The organism is Thermodesulfovibrionales bacterium, assembly GCA_035686305.1.
Classification (GTDB): Bacteria; Nitrospirota; Thermodesulfovibrionia; order Thermodesulfovibrionales; family UBA9159; genus DASRZP01.
The window spans coordinates 25,131-42,790 of sequence record DASRZP010000050.1 but is presented as its reverse complement, the minus strand read 5'-3'; the positions used below and the strand labels follow the sequence as shown (position 1 = coordinate 42,790).

The window sequence follows — 17,660 nt, the reverse complement described above, 5'->3', positions numbered from 1 at the left end:
ATGAAAAAAGAGAAGAACAGTGTAACAACCTGTGATCTGCGACCTGCAACCTCTCATGCCCATACAGGGTTTACCCTCCTTGAAGTGATTATTGTCGTCTTTATCCTGAGCATTCTTGCGGCAATCGTTGCTCCAAGGATCATCGGGAGAACAGACGATGCGCGCATCGCTGAGGCAAAGGTCCAGATAAGGAATTTCGAGACGGCTCTGAAACTCTTCAAGATGGACAATGGTTTTTATCCTGACACCCAGCAGGGCCTTGAGTCCCTCGTCCAGATGCCGACATCAGGAAAACTCCCCGCGAAGTACCGGGAAGGAGGGTATCTCGAGCAGAAAAAGATACCTCTCGATCCCTGGGGCAATCCCTATGTCTATGTATCGCCCGGGCTCCACGGCGACTTCGACATCATGAGTTACGGAGCGGACGGCAAGGAGGGCGGCGAAGGGGTAAATGCCGACATCAAGAGCTGGGAGATGCAGTGAAATATCAGGGCTTCACCCTTTTGGAGCTCATCATCGCCATCTTCATCGTTTCCATCGTCCTTGCCCTATCCCTGCCCTCCTTCACCGAACTTGACGAAGGCAGGATGAAGTCCGATGCAAGGAGGCTTGCATCCGTCATGAGATACCTGAACGACAGCGCCATAGCCACAAAGGACAGATTTTTCCTGAAGGTCTTATTCTCCGACAAACTGATAGAGTATAATGGACCTGACGGAGAGAAAAGAGAGAGGTTCAGCAGCCTCTCGGACGTCGAAACACAGTCAAAAGGGAAAATATCCGAAGGAGAAGTGACCGTCTTTTTCGGACCCTCAGGCGCCTCAGAGAGTCTTCAATTTGACTTGAGAGATGATGGGAAGAACGTATCAGTCGCCTTCAATGCTATGAGCGGAAGGGTGAGGGTCGTAACAAACGAATGATAGGTAATGATTTCGAGCTGTCTCATGTGCAACGTTTTGCGAGGAGGGGTTTTACTCTTCTCGAGGTCATGATAAGTCTTGCTGTCATCGGAGGGCTCCTTGTTACTCTCATCTATACCCTGAACTATCATCTCGGGATAGCTGACAGACACGGTGTTACGACGGTGTCCATGGGCCTTGCAAAGGAAAAGCTCTATGATATGGAGAAGAACCCCTCAGAGAGCAAAGGCTCATTTCCCGTACCCTTTTCATCATTTTTCTACGAAACATCGGTAAAGGCTTCATCATTCCCCGGGATGACTGAGATAGCCGTTATCGTCAGGAATGGGAAGGAAGATGTTTCAATCTCGGAGCTGATCAGGAAGAAAGGATGAAGGATGACATAAGAACAGAAGAAGTCCTCCGCACGAAAGGGTCGTGCTTCATCCTTCATCCCTCATCCTTTATCACGCGCTGTGGGTTTACCCTTCTCGAAGTCCTTATTGCCCTCGCGATATTCTCCGTGATCATTGCCAGCCTCTACAGCACCTTCTTTATGTCCCACAAAGCCGTTGACGCCCTTGATGATTCGCTCCTGAGGCTTCAGGAATCCCGCACCGTTCTTGATGTCCTGAAGAGGGAGATAGAATCTGCCGTCTACGACAGCAACAAGACATACACGGTCTTTAAACTCGATGACCGGGATTTCTACGGAAAGCAGGCTTCCCGGCTTGTCTTCACATCCTTCTCTCCGTTGCTCCCCGGGCTTGCACAGATCACCTATTCGGTAGAGGAGACCGATGGAAGACTTTCCCTCAAGAAGAAGGTCATCTCAGCTTACGCGAAACCCGCCGAGACAAAGAGCATCGAATTGATGGAGGACATAGAGTCCTTTACCGTTGAGGCAAGATACAATGACAAATGGATAAAGACCTGGGACAGCGGACTGACAAAGGCACCCTTACCTGACGAGATACGCATATCGGTCCAGATCAATCCGAAGAAAGGGACTGAGAATGAAGACTCGAAGCCTTGGGGGGTTCTGAGAATTTCCGATGTAGCGAGACCAAGGATAGGGAAAACGATATGAGGAGGATGAGGGATGAAAGGGGTTTCGCCTTAGTCCTGACCCTCATGATACTCGTACTCATAACCGCGCTGGTCACGGAGTTTTCCTATGGGGTGTTTACGACCACGTCGGCCCTGAATAACTGGAAGGAATCCCAGAGGCTCTCCTTTGTGGCGAGGTCGGGTGTCACGCTGGCGGTCAAGACCATAATCGATTTCCAGAGCCTCTCCCCGTATACATACCCTGACAGGATCGAGATACCGGTCGAGGATATCCTGGGAGGATTCACCGGAAGAGTGATCGTCACCGTGGAGGATGAGACTTCACGGTTCAACCTTAATTCACTCAGGAATCCCCATTCACTCGATGCGTTCAAGAGACTGACCCAGAATCTCGGGCTGAAAGAGGACATAGCAGACAGGATAGCCAACTGGTTGGATCTCGGTAACAGTGACCCCAGAATCAGTGACCCGAGGAAGGGCACCAAGCATGCATTCCTGGACAGCACCGATGAACTGTTAGAGATAAAGGGGATCGACAGCGAAACCTTCTCGAAGCTGTTACCCTACGTCACTGTTTTTGGGAGAAGTGACAATGTAAGCATCAATATTAATACAGCATCATTACCTGTTATAATGTCGCTTAATGTAGGATCGTCTGAAGCTCAACGTATTATACAGGAGAGAGAGCGCAAGCCCTTTGCAGATATATCCTCAGATTTCATACACCGGGTGGGGAAGGACATCGGCCCCCCCCTCCAGCAGAATTTAGACGTGAAGTCATCCCGCTTTCGTATTAAGGTTATTGCAGAGGAGAACCAGATCAAGCGAGTTATAGAAAGCGTTGTCGCAATAAGCGGACAGACGACCATAGAATACTGGAAGGAGATGTAGTGCAAGCGTGCTGACACGGACAGCCGGATTCATTGACATGCAGGACAGGTGGGACGGCAAAGAGCCGCTCACCATTCACGTCTTCAAGAGCCGTGCAGGGAGATATGAATTTGAGAAGACAGTAGATTTCGGTCCGTCATCTCCTGAAGGTCAACTCAACGGCGTCATCGAATTCTTCCTGAGCCTTCCCCTGCATCAGTTGAATTTCAGGCTGATGCAGTTCCCCTTTTCTGACAAGGAGAAGTTGAAGAGCGTCATCCCTTTCGAACTCGACAATTTGATTTTAGGTGGAGCAGAGAACGCGGTCTTTGACTCTGTGGTGCTGGGAAAGACCAACAATGCCTCCGATCTCCTCGTAGCGTATGGAGACAGGAAGACACTCAGGGATGTACTCACAAGACTCGCTTCTCTCGGTATAGACCCTCAGACCGTCACGTCCTTGGAACTTGGCGCAGCCATCTCTAAGGGCGCGAACAACCTCGGTCCATATCTCATGGAACCTGAAGGGATGAGTTCCGAACAGAGGATCGAACTTGCGAAAAAGGAGCTTGCAGCCCCAACGATTAATCTCAGAACGGGTCCCTTTGCGTATACAATGGATGTTGAGAAGACAAGGAAGAGGCTGAAAGTGACCGCAACCCTTTTGCTCCTTTTGGCCCTCGTGATTAATTCCGATCTCGTCCTCAGACTGATTGTTGCAAAAAAAGGGGCCGCCTCGATGAAGAACGAAATGCGGAGCATTTACACCGGCCTTTTTCCGAATGATAAGAAGATAGGTGATGAGTTCTACCAGTTGAAGTCTCACATGAAGGAACTCGGGGAAAGAGAAGCACTTCTGACCGGAGTTTCTCCGCTCCCTTTCTTGACGGAACTCTCAAGGAGAACTCTCCCGGGAGTCAGGTTCGACGAGATTTCCCTCGATAAGGATGTTGTGACGATAAAAGGGGAAGCAAACTCTATGGACGACGCGGACAGGATAAAGTCGAAGCTTTCTGACTTCCTGAGAGGCGTCATCGTGTCCGACATAAAGACCGCCGTGGACGGCAAAATCCGCTTTACGGTAGTCGCCAAAGGGTACAGGCAGAGCTGAAAGAGCGAAAAAGATGAAAGATGAAACGATAACAGAAAGGACAAGAAACAGGGTGGACAATGAAGGGCTATTGTCTCTTTTCCGTTCTTCATCCTTCATCTTTCATCCTTTATCACTGGTTGTCATCGGCCTCAGCCTCCTTATCGTCCCTCTCTTCATACTGCAGAAGACAACGACGAAGGAGACCGACTTTCTCAGGGCAAGGCACAAGGAGCTCTTCACCCTGGGGGCCGAATATAAATCCCTGAAAGGACGTCTCGATTCCCTTGAACAGCGGAAGTCTCTCACAAGAGTGAATGGCGTACCTCAGGCCCTCGATGACATATCAGGTTCATTGGGGCTGCAGGGAAAAGTGAAATCGGTGAAGGCCACAGGAAGCAGGGAGGTGAGCGGCGGCACCGAAGAAAGTGCAGAGGCCCAGATAGAGAAGATCACGTTAAACGAACTGGTCAACCTCCTTTATAAGATAGATGAAGCCCCTGTTATGCTTTCGGTCAAGAGGATCGCCGTAAAAAAGACTTTTGAGAATCCTGAACTTCTCAATGTAACGATCTCCCTTTCACTCTTTGTCAAGAAGTGAAAAAATACGCGCTCATCGTCGCGGTTCTTTTGCTTGTCGTCACCGGCTTTTGGTTTGTCATACCGGATAGATTCATCATAGATCTCATTGAGAGTTCCATCTCAGGAGAAGAGATCTCTCTAAAGATTGAGGGTTTCAGAAAAGGCCTTTTTTACAGCTTCGACGCTGAGAAGCTCTCCATCTTGAAGAGAGGGACTCCTGGGAATAAGGCCACTTCAGAAAGTCAGCCAGACAGTCCGCCAACTTCAGAATCCCCGCTCCTGATTCTTGACGGAGTTCATGGAACCATTATGATCCCCTCGGTATTGAGACTGAACCCTCAGTTAAGTCTGGATTCTCATCTTCATGGCGGCACGGTGACCGGTACGATAGGTCTCACGGTCAAGGGGCCGGTCAGACTGAAAGGCAGCGACATCCCGGTAAAGGGCCTCCCTGTCCTTGACCTTATCGGCCTTCAGGGTGAAGGCACTCTCTCTGGGTATCTGCACCTGAGAGACGGGGCCGGAGAGCTTCGACTCATAGTCGACAACGCTCAGTTCAGGAATGCATCAATCGGTGGTTTCTTTCTCCCCCTCGAGATATTCAGTCAAATCAAGTCCCTCATCTCCATAAAGGGCACAGCGATAGAGGTACAATCCTTTAGCCTCCAGGGCAAGGGCGTCTATGCACGGATTAAGGGAAGAGCGGTGGGAAAGAGCCTGAATCTAACTCTCGAGCTGATGACAGACTCCTCTTTTCAGTCAGGAGCTGTTCTCATGGCCCTTCTGGATCAATACAAGGTCTCACCGGGCTACTATGTGATACCATTTAAAACGTCTTTGTAGACATACGATTCATCCATTGTCGTGCCGGAACCGTCATCATCTTTTCGGCAAGAGAATAGCCGCCGGTGATTTTCCGACCACATGGTCCCAATAACGGCCTGTCCTGAAGAGACACTTACGGTCCCCATGAGCTGACCCGCCAATAACCCCGCCTCTTGCCTGCGAATCGGACGTCGGCCCCAAAGTCTATGAAGTATGTGAGCTAGCCGAATCGTGGGCCCCTGACCGGGTAGTTTTTCACCTTTATAAAAAACTTACGCCATCTTATAATAAAAGAATGTACAAATCGCCCTGGACAACCTGGACAACAAGGTAAGGATGGAACGTAGAGTCCCTGTTTCTTTATCTCTCTTGTTCCTCACGGTGCTCGGTCTTTTGTCTCCGTCATTTGCGGTCATGAAGGCCATGACCACAGAAGACCTCGCGAAACAATCTGAGATCGTCGTATCAGGAGAAGTTGAGGCCCTTTCATCGCACTGGACTGGTGATGGGAAAAGTATCTTCACCCGCGCCGTCGTCCTCGTCAACGAAGTTATAAAAGGTCGGAGTCTTCAGAAAAGGATCGTCGTAGAGTATCCTGGAGGGGAGACCGGTGATATCGGCCTCAGGGTCTCAGACGTAGCGCCGCTCAGGAAAAAGGAGAAGGTATTGCTCTTTCTCAGATCGGGAGCAGGCAGGAATGGCGGGACCGTTTACACCACGGTAGGCAAGGGACAGGGTAAATACTCCGTTGATGAAAACAGGATTGCGCGGAAGACCGGCTTCTCTGTTATCGATGGAAGAGACACCATTGATTATGTGATCCCTGTTGACGCCCTCATAGAGAAGATAAAGAGGGTAAAAGAGTGAAGAGTTCAGCGTTCTTCTTCGTCTCCCTGACGCTCGTCCTTCTCCTCCATGCTTGGTCTTTTGACGCCTCAGCGTTCATGGTTATCAAGACCGATTCAGGTCTTGATCTGAAATGGAATTCGCTCCAGGCTGCTTACCTTGTCGATCCTCAGGGTGGGCCCCAGAACAGCATACCGGCTATCCAGGCCGCCATGGAGACCTGGACATACGTAACTACCTCTGATTTCTCTTTTCTCTACGGCGGGACCACCTCAAAGAACGCTGAGATAAACGACAACATCAATGTCATCAGTTTCGGCCAGATGGGAACAGACGGGACGCTTGCAGAAAATTCATTCTGGTATAACCCTCATACAGGAGAGCTCCTTGAGAGTGACATCAAGTTTAACACAAATTACGCGTGGGCGACGGACGGTTCGCCTCATGCCTATGACCTTCAGGGCGTGCTGACTCACGAGCTGGGCCATGCCCTGAGCCTGGATGACCTCTATAGCCCGGGAGATTCTCAGAAGACGATGTTCGCTTATGCCGATATGGGAGGGACGAGTCAAAGGACTTTGAGTGAGGACGACATGAACGGTATCACCTACCTCTATCCGAAGATGAAACTGCCTTTACCCGCAGCACCTGACAGTTATGCCTATCCTCAAAACCCCGATCCCATCTTCAGCACCGATCCCTCCTTAAATAGGCCTCTTGCCGTTGGAGATATGGCTCATGGCGAATTGACTCTCCATATCAGTTTTCTGCCCTCCTCAGCACCCGTAGATATTTACCTTGCAATCTCTGTCGGAAATACCTATTACCTCATAACACAGGACAATCTTGTCCAGCTGCTCTCCGCCGGGATTGTGAAGTGGCGCTCCAATACGTTAGGTCAGATTGATGCGGTGCCCTTCGGAACGCTTTTTTCACGATCGCTGCCGTCTGGTACGTACTACCTTCATGCCCTGGTGACACCGACAGGGACCCCGGTGGAGGATCTCAGCACTTATTATCGCTGGGACACTTATTTTATCGTGCCCTGAGACCAGCCGAGTTCCTTGAGGAGCTGCTTCGTATCGATTGCCCCCAACGCAGTTTGTGAGAGTGCGTCGTATCCGAGATCAGCGAGATAGGGGAGCGTCCCGATCAAAGGCACAGGGCTGATCTTTCGCAGGATGTCAGGATTGGTTTCTTCAGCCATCGTGCCGCCTGGCGGCTTGCTGAAATTCACGATGATCCCTGAAACGGTTATCCCCTCCCTCAACGCATGGCGAACAGTGAGAAGGGTATGGTTTATCGTGCCCAGGGACGGGCTCGACACGACAATGAGGGGAAGACCCATTTCTCTCGCGAGGTCGATCATGAAATAGTCTCTCCTTATCGGGACAAGGATGCCGCCTGCTCCTTCCACAAGCACCGCGTCGTACTTCTTCAGAAGGACATTGAACTTTTCAATGACGGAATTGACATTGACGTCCCTCCCCTCCCTTTCTGACGCGACAAACGGTGCAACAGGTGCCTCAAAACAGCAGGGTGTTATTTCATCTATTGCCTCGTGCATTTCGGCAGCCTTCCTGAGAACGATACCATCTGAAGGATAAAGGACATCCCCTTCGCGCCTGCACCCCGTCTCTATAGGCTTCATTCCGGCAACGCGCATACCGAGTACACAGAAGGCCCTGATAAGCGCTGCCGTCACAACGGTCTTCCCGACGCCGGTATCAGTGCCGGTGATAAAAAACCCTCTTGCCATGTACTTTATCGAAATTATTAATTTCCTAAGAATTGGATAGACATTTGATCGGAAAATCTCCCCTCACCCTTCTTTGCCAAAGAGGGGTTTATTTCCTCCCTTTGGAAAAGGGAGGTAGGGAGGGATTCTTTTGGAATCATGTAAATCCCATTATGAAGAATCTTAGTAACCGTGGAGCTCATGCCTTCCTCTCATGGCTGAGAGACTAAACCCTCGATTCCAGACCGAAGACCTGCCCCGTTATGCCCCTCGTTGTCAGGAGATACGCGATAAATCGCGAGACCTCTTCAGGATCAGAAAGACGCTTAAGAAGACTGTCCGCCTTCGCCTCTTCCATGGACTTCTCAGCCGCTCTTCCCATCCCTGTCGGCATATAACCGGGAAGGAGGGCATTGACCCTTATGTTATGGGCCGATAACTCTTGCGCCGCCACAATCGTAAACCCGAGGACTCCTCCTTTTGAAGCGCTGTAAGCGGCCTGACCGGCCTTGCCCTTCACGCCCGACCGCGAAGATACGTTGATGATATGCCCTCCGCCGGACTTTATCATGAGTGGCGCAAAGGCCTTCACCGCGTTAAAACAGCCTTTGAGATTGACTCGAAGAACTTCGTCAAGATCGCTTTCACGGTAGTTCATGAGCAGGCAGTCCTTTGTTATTCCCGCATTATTGATAAGAGCGTCCACCCTTCCCCAACGGCTCTTAACCTTCTCCGCCATCTCTCCCATCTCCGAGAGGGACTTCACATCGGCCTGCAGAGCCATTGTCGTGTCACCGAGGAGCTCTGCCAGCTCGTTGGCTTCAGTCAGAGAGCGGTTATAATTGATTACAACAGCGTATCCGCACGAACGCAAGGTGATCGCGATCTGTCTTCCGAGACCCCTCGCTGCGCCGGTTACGACCGCAACCTTCATGGTCCTATGGGAACAGGGACTGTGACATCCGACAGCCCGGACTTATGAACATGAGCTTTCGATCCTTATTGAATAATAGGAATCTCTTTTCTCTATCTCATATTTGCAACCGGAGACGACAGCATATGTTCTCAGATGCTTGAGAGCTTCTTCATCGTCAATGAACAGCTCGACGTAACCATCGAGGGAACACATTGTTGGAGCGATCTCCCTCAGTTTCTGTAAAGGCTCAGGATGTTTGAGACCCCTCGCATCAATGAGCATTCCGCCTCCTTCAAGCACTTTATCATACCACATCTCAGGAATGCCAACACCGCTCAGCGATATTGAGAGATCACGGGATTCTCCTTATTATATTGTGATTTTCTGGCAGGCGACCTTCCATGGTCACGGAAAAAGACAACATAGGGCAACCTGAGGACCTATCTCAAAATCGAAACATTCATCATCAGCCTCTTCCGTGTCATTCCGGCTTGTCAGGAATCTTTCTTTATTTCCAGAAGGATTCCCGACATGCTTCGCTTGCGGGAATGACAGCCTTCGAGCAAGAACCAATTATGAGATAGGTTCTACTCCTCCGCCTGTTTCCGCGCGGTCTTCACCGCTTCCTTAATAAGAATGATGAAGACGACCGTCATTCCTATGAGGAGGCCGAGGAAATTGATGACCTTGAAGGCCGTAAGGACAATGATGAGACCGAAGAGGACAAAGAGCCGGAGCATGCTGAGGACGATGAGCTTGGCGTCTGCCCTCCGGGCACCGAGGAGTCTTTCGAGGCTCCACAGGAGGCCATGAAGATTTGCAAGCCCCAAAAGACCGCCGATGATAATACTGACAGGGATAAAGTCAGGATTGCCGAAGATCCTCAGGAATCTCATATTCTCTGGCTTCCAGTCCACAAGGTACGAGAGGATGACCAGGGGGATGATCACGATGACGCTCTGTTTAACGATCTTTTTTCCGAGGCCCATTCTGCTTTCTCGCGACCCTCAGGAGTTCATGGAACCCTGAGATGATGCCGATGATGAGGAATATGATCGTCAGCCATGGAAAGGTCGTCTTCAAGAACTTGTCGAGGTAATACCCGATGGCGAATCCCACAAATGTCGAGAGGACAAGCTGGATGCCTACCGAACTCGCTTCGAGGAGCTGTCTGAAAAGGGGTTTTTCCTTTGGCTCTTCCGGCACCGCAGACCTCACTCATGCCCGAATTCTTCATAGTCCGAGGTCACGAATTCCTTGAGCAGGTCAGCGACTTCCCGATAGAATGTTGTATGCGCCCGCTTCCTGATCTCATCACAGTATTCAGGGACCCAGGTGAGGATATGGGTTTCGAGAAAGTCCTTCTGATGCCCAGAGAGACCATGCTCAATGAGGTAACTCATGAACAGCAGCTCAGCCGATAGGTGGTCCGGAGCAAGACCGATCTCCGCATCGATCACAAGTCCCGCCGCCCGGTATGAATTCTGGACCTCTTCAGTCACCCTCCCCCACAATCCCGGTCTCTCCTTCAGGGGATAGTTGTAAAGAGATTCGTAGGACGGGAGTTCCCCTTGCGGCGCCAGAAAAAGATGCCTGAAATCCTCAGCCACCTCATCGGGTGTATCATCGCATTCCATCCGGAACATCTCCTTCATGGTCAGAATCGTCTCCATGGCCGGTTCCTGCATGAACAACGAAGCGAAGAGACGGTATAACTCCGTACGCTCGGCCTCTCTGTCGTCAAGATGATCCACGACTCACCTCACCATTGATCGGTCCGCTTCACCAGGCGCTTCCTTGAGCCTTCATAGTCTTTTCCCGACCCTCCTGATATCGGCCTCGACCATGATCTTCGCAAGCTCCTCACACTTCACCTTCGGCTCCCATCCCAGTTTCTCCCTAGCCTTGGAGTAATCGCCGATCAGCATATCGACCTCCGCGGGCCTCAGGAATTCAGAGGCTATTTCGACGATGGTCTTGCCTGTCTTCCGGTCTATGCCTTTTTCTTCCAGACCTTTGCCGTCCCACAGAAGATCAAAGCCTGCGTATCGGAAGGCAAACTCAATAAACTCTCTAACCGTGTGAGATTCATTCGTTGCGATGACATAGTCATCAGGCCCATCCTTTTGGAGCATGCGCCACATCGCCTCCACATACTCAGGAGCATAACCCCAGTCCCGTCTTGAGTCGAGATTGCCGACAGCGATCTTGTCCTGAAGTCCACAGCGTAATCTCGCAATGCCACGGGTGACCTTTCGGGTGACAAACTCGGTCCCTCTCAACGGCGACTCATGGTTGAAGAGGATGCCGGAACAGGCAAATATTCCGTACGACTCCCGGTAGTTTACGGTCGTCCAGTGGCCGAAGAGCTTTGCGACTCCGTAGGGACTCCTGGGATAGAAAGGTGTTCTCTCGTTCTGGGGTACTGTCTGGATCTTGCCGAACATCTCAGACGTCGATGCCTGATAGAACCTCGCGCCGGATTTCGTTGCCCTTATCGCTTCGAACAGTCTCACCACGCCCATGGCATCAATATCAGACGTCAGGATCGGCTGTTCAAAGGAAGCCTGGACAAAACTCTGGGCCGCGAGGTTATAGATCTCATCCGGCCTGATCTTCTCGATCTCCCGCATGATATTCGTCAGTTCAAGGAGATCCATATATCTGATCCTTACATCTCCTTCGATGCCCAACTCCTTCAGCCTCCAGGAACCGGTATCGCCGCTCCTGTCAGCGCCGTAGACTTCATATCCCTTTTCGAGAAGAAGCCTTGCCAGATATGCTCCGTCCTGTCCTCTGATGCCGGTGATAAGCGCCCTTTTCAACGTATGATCCTCGATCCCTTGCTCGATTGAGATATGGTGACGAATGTATCAGATCCCGGTCAAGAATATCGCCCCTGCTATGACATACATGATATCACAGAGGCCTGGACAAAAGTTAATATACGTCTCTTTTTGGTCCCGGAGATGACATTTTCCGTCATATGGCTTCACTTACCTCTCCTCACAATCCCAGTAATACCAAAAGAGAAAGGATTTTTTTGTGTTCCCTCGCTCTTCATATGCCCCCGGGAATAAGTACAAAAATTGCTATTCGCATATGGAGTATGCTGCCTTTGGCGAGATGAAAGATATGATTTGGCTGCAACCGAAACAGCGATGATGCAAGGGATTATGAAGACCGCAGCGAGAAACCTTCTCCCCTGTATCCTTCGACTCGCTGTTACAGCAACGGTGATGGCACAGTGGTCCCCGGCTCATGCCTGGATGTGTCCCACTGCGGTGGAAGAGGAGGTGGTCGCCCTTATCAATCAGGAGAGGCAGAACAATGGATTGCCCGCGCTCGTTCTCGATGTCCGCCTTGTTGAGGCCGCGCGGCTGCACAGTCAGGATATGGCCTCAAATAATTTCTTTAGCCACACCGGTTCGGACGGGTCCGACTTTACAACCCGGATCGACAACTCAGGCTACTTCTGGTATACCGCTGCTGAGAATATCGCTGCAGGATATTCCACGGCCGCTGCCGTTGTAAACGGATGGATGAACAGCCCGGGCCACCGGGCAAATATCCTGAACAGCTCCATGAGAGACATAGGCGTCGGCTACGCCTATGACGCCCTGTCCACCTATGGTCACTACTGGACCGCTGATTTCGGAAACTCCTATGACAGTCCCATGAACGGGTCGTGCAATGAGCCGCAATACACTCTCACCGTTACAAAGCAAGGCCCCGGCACAGTGACGGTCTCAACCGGAACTCTCACCTGGAACGGAACTACAGGGACTGCAACATATGGAGCCAACACGCCGGTAACTCTCACGGCAAATGCTGATGCCGGGGCGTTCTTTGCGGGATGGTCAGAGGACTGTGTCGGAAATGCTTCTTCCTGCGACATGACCATGAATGATACTAAGTCGGTAACGGCAACCTTCTCGTTCACGGCTGATTTCACCGCTTCGCCAATAAGCGGTTATGCGCCTTTACTCGTCAGCCTCACTGACGCCTCTTCAATTCTCCCAAGTTCCTGGTTGTGGGACTTTGGAGACGGCACTACCTACACAGCGCAGAATCCCTCTCATCTTTACAAGAACGTCGGTTCTTACAACGTAAAGCTCACAGCATCAGACGAAAACGGTTCCGTCACAGTAACGAAGACAAATTATATTACGGTCTCACCATGCCCAAACGCCAAGGTGCACATGGCTTCGTCATACTTTGCTTCGATCCAGACAGCCTATGACCAGTCCTTCAGCGGAGATGTCATAGAGATGCAGGCTGTTGATTTCATTGAAGCCCTTGTTCTTGGACAGGACAAGACAGTAACCCTGAAGGGTGGTTACAACTGCGACTGTACCTGCATCGTCGGCTACTCGACGCTCGACGGCTCAATCACAATAGAGAAAGGGACGGTGATCATAGATGGAGTAGTTGTCGGGTAATCAATATTTTGGGTAGTGATGGATTTTCATGATTCAAAATCTATCACTACCATATTTTGTAGTATAATTAACTGAAGGGAGGCAAGGATCTGACCCGAGGTGCCGTTGAGTTTTGCACAGGAAATTTCATCGAGGCCATTATTACTTTTGGATGAATCTATAAATGAAGATTAGGGAGGGTAATGACTCACGTATACGCGTAATGCCAGCGCATGCAGCATAGAAGCACTGACAATGAGATTTCGAAGAATTACGGCCAAGAATTTTATGGGAGATCAAATCAACCCGAAAAGTAGGGAGACAAGGGGGAATGGGGTGTCTTCTGTCGAACGAAATAGCTGGAACAAGGACCTCACGCAGGGACGACTCATGGGTGATCACAACGATATAGGGAGGTGATGAAAAAGAATGTCGTAGAATGTCCGGGGTGAGAAACGATTATTTTGCAATTTTGTCACCGAGAGGAGAGAGGATATGAAAAAGTTGTTCGTAGTTCTGATGGGTGTGTTGATCATTACAAGTGTGATGACTGTCCCGATGTTTGCGGCGGATAAGCTGATCGTAAAGGATTCGTACGGCACGAACACGGTATTTGTGGTCCAGGATACTGGTCAGGTTGGTGTGGGGACTGCACCAACAAATGAGATGGTTAACGTGCTGAATAACCAAAATGCAAGCACAGCGTTGCGGGTTGCAAATTCAAACATCATAGGTGCAAGTGCTGCAAGCGCTCAGGAGCAATTTGCTCTTGGTCCCAAAGGGGGTGAACATCTAATCCTTCAGGTGCTCTCAGATTCTCATCCATCCTTGCCTATGGTTACCCTCTTGAATACTACCACCCATGATTTTTATTTCAGATTGGGGGGGAAGAATGTCTTTAAGGCGATAAAGGCAAATGCAGTCCAAGATACGCTGGTTCTCAATTCCGGGAATGTTGGTATCGGGACAAGCACGCCTGCCCATAAATTGCAGGTTTGTGGTCCCGGCGGTTGTTCTTATAATGATGGAGGTACTGCATGGGTCGATGCTTCGAGCAGGGAGTACAAGGAAAATATCCAGACCCTTAGTGCAGACAAAGCCATGGATGCGCTGAATAACCTCAACCCCGTAACTTTTACCTACAAGACCATGCCAGAGCAGAATCATGTCGGATTCATCGCGGAAGATGTTCCCGATCTCGTTGCTATGAGAGACAGGAAGGGCTTAAGTTCGATGGACATCGTCGCTGTTCTGACAAAGGTTGTTCAGGAGCAAAATAAGATGATAGAGGCTTTATCTGCGAAGATTGATAGAATCGAAAAGGGCGCTGCGAAGTAATTTGTCAAAAGTATCAATCCCAAAAAAATGCTGCCTGTTCGGAACGGGCAGCATTTTTTTGAAATTTGCAAGGAACGTTAGATGAGGTCACCCACGCGATACGTCATCCCACGAAACAGTCTTATCGAGTGTAAGTCCAGAAGGGGCAATAGTGGGAAGGCCGGAAATGCTATAATAGAACATTAAATGGGTTTTCAGGTCTCCTTTGAGTGAAGGACGTTGTCGCCCTGGTCAAATCTTGGTAATCGTCTGCTTTCAATGGAGGGATTGAAAAAGTATGGAATCTCTCTTCCAACATAGGTTTGCTCATAATAATTATCCGACATATGTATAAGATCCTGGCATTGTGGGGAGGATTTATAGACTTTCTCCTCACTCTCTTCAGACGAAAACGTTTGATCATGGAAATGGCCAAGCGTGACATTGCAAGTCAACACATCGGATCACTCCTCGGTTTTTTTTGGACTTTCATAAATCCCCTGATTATGATCTTCATCCTATGGTTTGTTTTTAGTATCGGATTTAAGACTATGCCCAGAGACAATGTGCCTTTTGTTGTCTGGCTAACTGCCGGGATGTGTATATGGAACACCTTCGTCGAGGTCATAAATGGGTCAACGTCCGTGATCAGCAACAACCCCCATCTGGTCAAGAAAATCGTCTTCCCCCTTAGCATTCTTCCGGTAGTAAAGCTCGTTGCGTCCTTTGTAACTCATGTTATTTTTCTCGTCTTTTTAATCTTGCTGATTATTTTCCAAGGAATGCCATTCAGCCTGTACTGGCTTCAAGCGTTCTATTATTTCGGTGCGATGAGCGTGCTTGCGTTGGGACTTGGATGGATAACGTCCTCTATAAATATTTTTACGAAGGACATCAGTCAAGTCGTCAGTGTCATCTTGCAGATTGGCTTTTGGGGCACACCGATTTTTTGGGATTTATCGATCATGCCGGATAAATACCAGTTCTTCGTAAAGTTAAATCCAATGTTCTATATCGTTCGGGGTTACCGCGAGTCCTTTCTCTACGGTGTGCCATTTTGGTACAACTGGCAGATGACCCTCTATTTCTGGGGAGTAACGGGCCTTATTTTCATTCTAGGTGCTCTGATTTTTCTCCGTCTACGACCTCATTTTGCAGACGTGCTATGAGGTCTTACGGATGATAAATTTCGACCCCATGTAGAACTGCCCAACGAAGTGAGTACGAAGTACATGGCATCAGAGATTGCAATAAGCGTTAATAATGTGAGCAAGAAATACCGTCTTTATGACAGACCGAGTCACCGGCTCAAAGAAGCCTTTCACCCCTTACGCCGGAAATATCATCATGATTTTTGGGCATTGAATGAGGTTTCCTTTGAGATAGAAAAAGGAGAGACTTTTGGGATTATTGGCAGAAACGGCAGCGGGAAATCCACGCTTCTCCAGATTATCTGCGGAATACTGCAGCCCTCGGAGGGTTCTGTAGTCAAGAACGGCAAACTATCAGCTTTGCTCGAATTGGGTACGGGATTTAATCCGGAATTCACCGGCAGAGAAAACGTATATATGAGCGGTGCCTTGCTGGGTATGACCAGCCAGGAGATGGATAGGAGATTTCAGGCTATCTCTGAATTCGCCGATATCGGTGAGTTTATCGATCAGCCGATAAAGACTTACTCAAGCGGCATGCAGGTCCGTCTCGCTTTCGCAGCAGCGATTCATATAGACCCGGACATCCTCGTCGTCGATGAGGCCCTTGCCGTGGGCGACATGTTCTTCCAGGCAAAGTGCATGACAAAAATGAAAGCCATGATAGAAGATGGAATCACGCTGGTCTTTGTGAGCCACGACATGGCATCGGTGAAGAGCCTTTGCAAGAAAGCGATCCTTCTCGACAATGGGAAAGTCATCTGCGCCGGCAAGCCGGACCAGGTCGTCGAGAGGTATTTTTCGAGAAAAGTAGAAGGTGAACAAGGAATCATCGACTATGAACCATCCCGAGGAAGGTCCCTCGGTTCAGCGCCGGACTCTTCGGCAACCTTTCTGCCCGGTCTGGAGTTCCGGAAGCGAGCAGATTTCCAGAGGATACGGAATGGAAAGGCGAGCTTCGTAAATGTGCAGCTTCTCGACGGAAATGGCAGGGAGATCGTCGACGTTGAGTATGAACAGGATCTCGTCTTGCGTATGGCAGTCGAAGTCGACCGTGACCTGCAGATGCTCGCATACGGTTACCATATCAGGGACAGAAACGGCGTTGACGTCGTATACTCCGACAGCGTGATCGAGGGGAAGTCCATCAGAGGAGCAAAGAGAGGCGGCCGCTACGTTGTCGACTGGCGCTTTAAGGCAGCTCTCATGAGCGGGGCGTACAGCGTTGCCTGTGTGCTGTCGATCCCGATCAATCTCCAGCTGGGGCAGGTGGAGTTCTGCGATTTTATTCCCGTGGCTGTCCAGTTCCAGATGCAGCCGCGAAGGGAAGCAATCCTTTACGGCCATGTCCATTGGGATAACGCCGTGGATGTGCAAAAGGTCTCGATCTAGGAATTCTTTATGGTGATGCTCCATGTCGGCTGCGGGGACGTCTACTTTGACGGGTGGATAAATATCGACGTGGATTCACCAAGAGCCGACTTACACCATAATATGCGAAAGCCTTTGCCGTGTGGGCCAGGAACCATAGATTTCATTTACAGCGAGCACTTTCTGGAACACTTGACAGTTCAAGAGGCACTGGATGTGCTCAGGGAGTTCCATCGGGTACTGAAGTCCGGCGGCGTCGTCCGCATTGCCACGCCGGACCTGCGCTATCTGCTTCTCAAGTATTTCTTCTTATGGAAGAGGCAGGACTGGATCAAGAAGTATGGATATGAGTGGATGAAGACAAAAGCCGAGATGATAAACCTATGTTTCAAGGAGTGGGGTCATCAGTACCTCTATGATAGAGAAGAACTCGAGCGCCGACTTAAAGAGGCAGGCTTCATGAAACTCCGGAGACAGCATTGGAACGCGAGCGCTTACGCTGAGCTCAGGAAGAGAGAAACGAGAAGGGATTCGAGACTCGTCATCGAGGCCATAAAATAGGA

At 50.0% G+C, this 17,660-nt stretch carries 22 protein-coding genes; 15 read left to right on the top strand and 7 right to left on the bottom strand.

All coding sequences use genetic code 11. From position 1 onward, the window contains the following. The 10 genes from gspG to VFG09_05690 all read left to right on the top strand — a co-directional run bounded on the left by gspG (position 1) and on the right by VFG09_05690 (position 7,232). A complete protein-coding gene (gspG, locus tag VFG09_05735) occupies positions 1–483 on the top strand; it encodes a type II secretion system major pseudopilin GspG (GenBank protein ID HET6514643.1) in 483 nt (160 codons plus the stop codon). Then, complete coding sequence (locus VFG09_05730; protein HET6514642.1) at positions 480–920, top strand: prepilin-type N-terminal cleavage/methylation domain-containing protein; 441 nt, start codon at positions 480–482, stop codon at positions 918–920. The genes gspG and VFG09_05730 overlap by 4 nt, the downstream gene beginning before the upstream one ends. Then, positions 917–1,294, top strand: coding sequence for a type II secretion system protein (locus VFG09_05725; protein HET6514641.1), 378 nt, complete (start codon positions 917–919; stop codon positions 1,292–1,294). The genes VFG09_05730 and VFG09_05725 overlap by 4 nt, the downstream gene beginning before the upstream one ends. Then, on the top strand, positions 1,291–1,989 hold the full coding sequence (locus tag VFG09_05720) for a type II secretion system protein GspJ (protein HET6514640.1): 699 nt from the start codon (positions 1,291–1,293) through the stop codon (positions 1,987–1,989). Before VFG09_05725 ends, VFG09_05720 begins: the two co-directional genes overlap by 4 nt. Then, complete coding sequence (gene gspK / locus VFG09_05715; GenBank protein HET6514639.1) at positions 1,986–2,861, top strand: type II secretion system minor pseudopilin GspK; 876 nt, start codon at positions 1,986–1,988, stop codon at positions 2,859–2,861. The genes VFG09_05720 and gspK overlap by 4 nt, the downstream gene beginning before the upstream one ends. Positions 2,862–2,868: 7 nt before the next feature. Then, entirely contained in the window at positions 2,869–3,951 is a 1,083-nt protein-coding gene (locus VFG09_05710; protein HET6514638.1) for a hypothetical protein, read from the top strand. A 13-nt stretch (positions 3,952–3,964) separates the two neighbouring features. After that, complete coding sequence (locus VFG09_05705) at positions 3,965–4,531, top strand: hypothetical protein (GenBank protein ID HET6514637.1); 567 nt, start codon at positions 3,965–3,967, stop codon at positions 4,529–4,531. Next, complete coding sequence (gspN, locus tag VFG09_05700) at positions 4,528–5,355, top strand: type II secretion system protein GspN (GenBank protein HET6514636.1); 828 nt, start codon at positions 4,528–4,530, stop codon at positions 5,353–5,355. Before VFG09_05705 ends, gspN begins: the two co-directional genes overlap by 4 nt. Positions 5,356–5,673: 318 nt before the next feature. Further along, positions 5,674–6,204 carry a hypothetical protein gene (locus VFG09_05695; GenBank protein ID HET6514635.1) on the top strand — a complete coding sequence of 177 codons (531 nt, stop codon included), beginning with the start codon at positions 5,674–5,676 and terminating at the stop codon, positions 6,202–6,204. Next, the gene (locus tag VFG09_05690; protein ID HET6514634.1) at positions 6,201–7,232 is read left to right on the top strand and encodes a matrixin family metalloprotease; all 1,032 of its coding nucleotides are present in this window, start codon (positions 6,201–6,203) and stop codon (positions 7,230–7,232) included. Before VFG09_05695 ends, VFG09_05690 begins: the two co-directional genes overlap by 4 nt. Here VFG09_05690 and bioD read toward each other — a convergent pair. From bioD to gmd, 7 genes are all read right to left on the bottom strand, one after another. Beyond that, positions 7,214–7,942: a dethiobiotin synthase gene (gene bioD / locus VFG09_05685; GenBank protein ID HET6514633.1), complete on the bottom strand. Its 729-nt coding sequence runs from the start codon at positions 7,940–7,942 to the stop codon at positions 7,214–7,216. The genes VFG09_05690 and bioD overlap by 19 nt on opposite strands. Positions 7,943–8,147: 205 nt before the next feature. Then, positions 8,148–8,855 (bottom strand): SDR family NAD(P)-dependent oxidoreductase, encoded by a 708-nt coding sequence (locus tag VFG09_05680; GenBank protein HET6514632.1) that lies wholly within the window; start codon positions 8,853–8,855, stop codon positions 8,148–8,150. 42 nt (positions 8,856–8,897) lie between these two features. After that, on the bottom strand, positions 8,898–9,119 hold the full coding sequence (locus VFG09_05675; protein HET6514631.1) for a hypothetical protein: 222 nt from the start codon (positions 9,117–9,119) through the stop codon (positions 8,898–8,900). A 305-nt stretch (positions 9,120–9,424) separates the two neighbouring features. After that, positions 9,425–9,826, bottom strand: a complete 402-nt coding sequence (locus VFG09_05670) for a hypothetical protein (protein ID HET6514630.1) — start codon at positions 9,824–9,826, stop codon at positions 9,425–9,427. After that, positions 9,801–10,043 carry an AtpZ/AtpI family protein gene (locus VFG09_05665; protein ID HET6514629.1) on the bottom strand — a complete coding sequence of 81 codons (243 nt, stop codon included), beginning with the start codon at positions 10,041–10,043 and terminating at the stop codon, positions 9,801–9,803. Before VFG09_05665 ends, VFG09_05670 begins: the two co-directional genes overlap by 26 nt. 8 nt (positions 10,044–10,051) lie before the next feature. Beyond that, positions 10,052–10,591 carry a molecular chaperone TorD family protein gene (locus VFG09_05660; GenBank protein HET6514628.1) on the bottom strand — a complete coding sequence of 180 codons (540 nt, stop codon included), beginning with the start codon at positions 10,589–10,591 and terminating at the stop codon, positions 10,052–10,054. A gap of 51 nt (positions 10,592–10,642) precedes the next feature. Further along, positions 10,643–11,662: a GDP-mannose 4,6-dehydratase gene (gmd, locus tag VFG09_05655; protein ID HET6514627.1), complete on the bottom strand. Its 1,020-nt coding sequence runs from the start codon at positions 11,660–11,662 to the stop codon at positions 10,643–10,645. Positions 11,663–12,013: 351 nt separating this feature from the next. Between gmd and VFG09_05650 the strand changes: the two genes are divergently transcribed. From VFG09_05650 to VFG09_05630, 5 genes are all read left to right on the top strand, one after another. Beyond that, the gene (locus VFG09_05650) at positions 12,014–13,279 is read left to right on the top strand and encodes a CAP domain-containing protein (protein HET6514626.1); all 1,266 of its coding nucleotides are present in this window, start codon (positions 12,014–12,016) and stop codon (positions 13,277–13,279) included. A 474-nt stretch (positions 13,280–13,753) separates the two neighbouring features. After that, positions 13,754–14,596 (top strand): tail fiber domain-containing protein, encoded by an 843-nt coding sequence (locus VFG09_05645; protein ID HET6514625.1) that lies wholly within the window; start codon positions 13,754–13,756, stop codon positions 14,594–14,596. Positions 14,597–14,997: 401 nt separating this feature from the next. Beyond that, positions 14,998–15,744, top strand: a complete 747-nt coding sequence (locus tag VFG09_05640; protein HET6514624.1) for an ABC transporter permease — start codon at positions 14,998–15,000, stop codon at positions 15,742–15,744. Between the two features lie 63 nt (positions 15,745–15,807). Then, entirely contained in the window at positions 15,808–17,118 is a 1,311-nt protein-coding gene (locus tag VFG09_05635) for an ABC transporter ATP-binding protein (GenBank protein HET6514623.1), read from the top strand. A gap of 9 nt (positions 17,119–17,127) precedes the next feature. Then, a complete protein-coding gene (locus tag VFG09_05630) occupies positions 17,128–17,658 on the top strand; it encodes a methyltransferase domain-containing protein (protein HET6514622.1) in 531 nt (176 codons plus the stop codon). Positions 17,659–17,660: the final 2 nt, after the last annotated feature.